Origin of the sequence: Allobosea sp. Leaf344, from assembly GCF_001426225.1 — a bacterium.
Taxonomy (GTDB): Bacteria; Pseudomonadota; Alphaproteobacteria; order Rhizobiales; family Beijerinckiaceae; genus Allobosea.
This window is the reverse complement of the sequence record NZ_LMRT01000016.1, coordinates 327782-331340: the sequence shown is the minus strand read 5'-3', so window position 1 is coordinate 331340 and position 3559 is coordinate 327782. Positions and strand designations below refer to the sequence as shown.

General features: G+C 67.1%; 2 protein-coding genes. Both read left to right on the top strand.

Annotated elements, in window-relative coordinates:
• Positions 1–1040: 1040 nt before the first annotated feature.
• Entirely contained in the window at positions 1041–1649 is a 609-nt protein-coding gene (locus ASG72_RS19780; RefSeq protein WP_056716366.1) for an HD family hydrolase, read from the top strand.
• Between the two features lie 119 nt (positions 1650–1768).
• Complete coding sequence (gene aceB / locus ASG72_RS19775; protein ID WP_082540504.1) at positions 1769–3379, top strand: malate synthase A; 1611 nt, start codon at positions 1769–1771, stop codon at positions 3377–3379.
• Positions 3380–3559 lie beyond the last annotated feature (180 nt).

Genomic DNA, 3559 nt, shown 5'->3' with positions numbered 1-3559 from the left:
GGGGGGAACGCTCGCCCGGTCCCACTGGGTTGCTTCGTCGCTGACGCTCCTCGCAATGACGGGTAGTTCACCCGCCCACCGTCATTGCGAGCGCAGCGAAGCAACCCAGGGGCAAACGCTCGCCCAATCCCGCTGGGTTGCTTCGTCGCCGACGCTCCTCGCAATGACGGGGTGCGTTCCCGCCAACCGTCATTGCGAGCGCAGCGAAGCAACCCAGGGGCAAACGCTCACCCGGTCCCGCTGGGTTGATTCGTCGCTGACGCTCCTCGCAATGACGGGGAGTTCACCCGCCCACCGTCATTGCGAGCGCAGCGAAGCAACCCAGGGGGAGCCGCTCGCCCGGTCCCGCTGGGTTGCTTCGTCGCTGACGCTCCTCGCAATGACGAGGAGTTCACCCCACCGTCATTGCGAGCGCAGCGAAGCAACCCAGGGGCAAGCGCTCGCCCAATCCCGCGGGGTTGCTTCGTCGCTGGCGCTCCTCGCAATGACGGGGGGACCATACGCCCACCGTCATTGCGAGCGCAGCGAAGCAACCCAGGGGCAAACGCTCGCCCAGTCCCGCTGGGTTGCTTCGTCGCTGACGCTCCTCGCAATGACGGGGAACGCACCACACCGTCATTGCGAGCGCAGCGAAGCAACCCAGGGGCAGCCGCTCACCCGGTCCCGCTGGGTTGCTTCGTCGCTGACGCTCCTCGCAATGACGGGGGGAGCATACGCCCACCGTCATTGCGAGCGCAGCGAAGCAACCCAGGGGCAAACGCTCACCCAGTCCCGCTGGGTTGCTTCGTCGCTGACGCTCCTCGCAATGACGGGGTGCGCCCCCGCCCACCGTCATTGCGAGCGCAGCGAAGCAACCCAGGGGGGAACGCTCACCCGGTCCCGCTGGGTTGCTTCGTCGCTGACGCTCCTCGCAATGACGGGGTGCGTTCCCGCCCACCGTCCTTGCGAGCGTAGCGAAGCAACCCAGGTGCAAACGCTCGCCCTACCCCGCGGCCTTACTTCGTCGCTGACGCTCCTCGCCATGACAGAGCGCGGCTGACATGGCCCGCGCCCCTATCCCGCCCCGCGCCTGGCAGCGCATGCTGTCGGGCCGCCGGCTCGATCTGCTCGACCCCTCGCCGCTCGATGTCGAGATCGCCGATATCGCCCATGGCCTCGCCCGCGTCGCCCGCTGGAACGGCCAGACCAAGGGGCCGCATTCCTTCTCGGTGGCGCAGCATTCGCTTCTCGTCGAGGCGATCGCCGACCATCTCAACCCCGGCTGGGGCCCATCCTGGCGGCTGATGGCGCTGCTGCACGATGCGCCGGAATACGTCATCGGCGACATGATCTCGCCCTTCAAGGCGGTGATGGGCGATGCCTACAAGGCCGTGGAGCTGCGCCTGCTCGGCGCCATCCATCTGCGCTTCGGCCTGCCGGCCGCGACCCCGGCGCCGCTCAAGCGCCGCACCAAGGAGGCCGACATGATCGCGGCCTATCTCGAGGCGACGCAGCTCGCCGGTTTCGCCCGCGAGGAGGCGCTGCGCTTCTTCGGCCGGCCCCAGCCCCTGCCGGCGGCGGTCACAGCTCTGGTCGAGCCTCTGCCGACCGAGTTGGCACAGGAGCGGTTCCTGGAGCGGTTCGAGACCCTGGCCGCCGACCGGCCCTGACGGCGCGGCCAATCATTCTTTCTGTCCCGGCAAAAGTGATCGGCGATTACCGAGGTTCACGGAACCAATCGCGCACCCCATAATCCGGTCAGCATCGATCATCGAACCGGGAGACCGCCATGTCCGCCGCAGAGACAGCCACGCAGACCCTGCCCAAGGGCGTCGTCGTCAAGGGCGCGATGGGCGATCGTTTCGACGAGATCCTCACCCATGACGCGCTGGCTTTCGTGGCCGATCTCCAGCGCCGCTTCAACGAGACCCGCAAGCGCCTGCTCGCTCTGCGCGTCGAGCGCCAGAAGCGCTTCGACGCCGGCGAGACCCCGGATTTCCTGGCCGAGACCCGGCATATCCGCGAGGGTGACTGGAAGGTCGCGCCGATCCCGGCCGATCTGCAGGACCGCCGCGTCGAGATCACCGGCCCCGTCGACCGCAAGATGATCGTCAACGCGCTGAACTGCGGCGCGAAGGTCTTCATGGCCGATTTCGAGGACGCCTCCTCCCCGGTCTGGGCCAATATGATCGAGGGTCAGATCAATCTGCGCGACCGCTGGCTGAATGCGATCGACTTCACCGACAAGACCACCGGCAAAGCCTATAAATTGGGGCCGAAGCCCGCCGTGCTGATCATCCGGCCGCGCGGCTGGCACCTGCCGGAGCGTCATATCGAGATCGATGGCGAGATCGCCTCGGGCTCGCTGGTCGATTTCGGCCTGTACATGTTCCACAACGCCAAAGCGGCGCTCGCGGCCGGATCCGGCCCGTATTTCTACCTGCCCAAGCTCGAGAGCCATCTCGAGGCGCGGCTCTGGAACGACGTCTTCGTCGCCGCCCAGACGGCGCTCGGGCTCAAGCTCGGCACGATCAAGGCCACGGTGCTGATCGAGACGCTCCCGGCCGCGTTCGAGATGGACGAGATCCTCTACGAGCTGCGCGAGCACATCGCCGGGCTGAATTGCGGGCGCTGGGACTACATCTTCTCCTTCATCAAGAAGCTCGCCCGCAACCCGGCCTTCGTCCTGCCGGACCGTTCGCAGGTGGTGATGACCAAAGCCTTCCTGCGCGCCTATTCGCTGCTGCTGATCAAGACCTGCCACAAGCGGGGCGCCTTCGCGATGGGCGGCATGGCGGCGCAGATCCCGGTCAAGAACAATCCGGATGCCAATGCCGCCGCCTTCGCCAAGGTCAAGGCCGACAAGGAGCGCGAGGCCGGCGACGGGCATGACGGCACCTGGGTCGCCCATCCCGATCTCGTGCCGGTGGCGATGGAGGTGTTCGACCGCCTGATGCCGCAGCCAAACCAGCTCGACAAGCTGCGCGAGGACGTCCGGGTCGGCCGCGCCGATCTGCTCGAGGTCCATCAGGGCACCCGCTCGGAAGAGGGCTTCCGCGAGAACATCCGCGTCGGCGTGCAATATCTCGAAGCCTGGCTGCGCGGCCGCGGCGCGGTGCCGATCTACAACATGATGGAGGATGCGGCGACCGCCGAGATCAGCCGCGCGCAGATCTGGCAGTTCGTGCAATACGGCGTCGAGGTCGATGGCGGCACCAAGGTGACGCCGGAGCTGTTCCGCCGCTGCCTGGCCGAGGAGATGGAGCGGGTGAAGACCGAGCTCGGCGCGGAGGTCTACGCGAAGGGCCGCTTCCCCGAGGCGATCGACCTGTTCTCGAAGCTCTCGCTGGCGCCCGATTTCGAGGAGTTCCTGACGGTTCCGGCCTACGGCAAGCTGTGAGGGGTCGGGGGACGGTGCCCTGCGCCGAGACAGGCGCGGGAAACCCCTCTCCAAGAGAGGCGCGGGAAACCCCTCTCCTGTAAGGAGAGGGGCAGCGGAAAGGTGTAGGCCGCTGGACCAGCGAAGCGCAGATTGCGGCGATGACAGCGTGCCGACCGTTCAGCACCACCTCGTATTGCC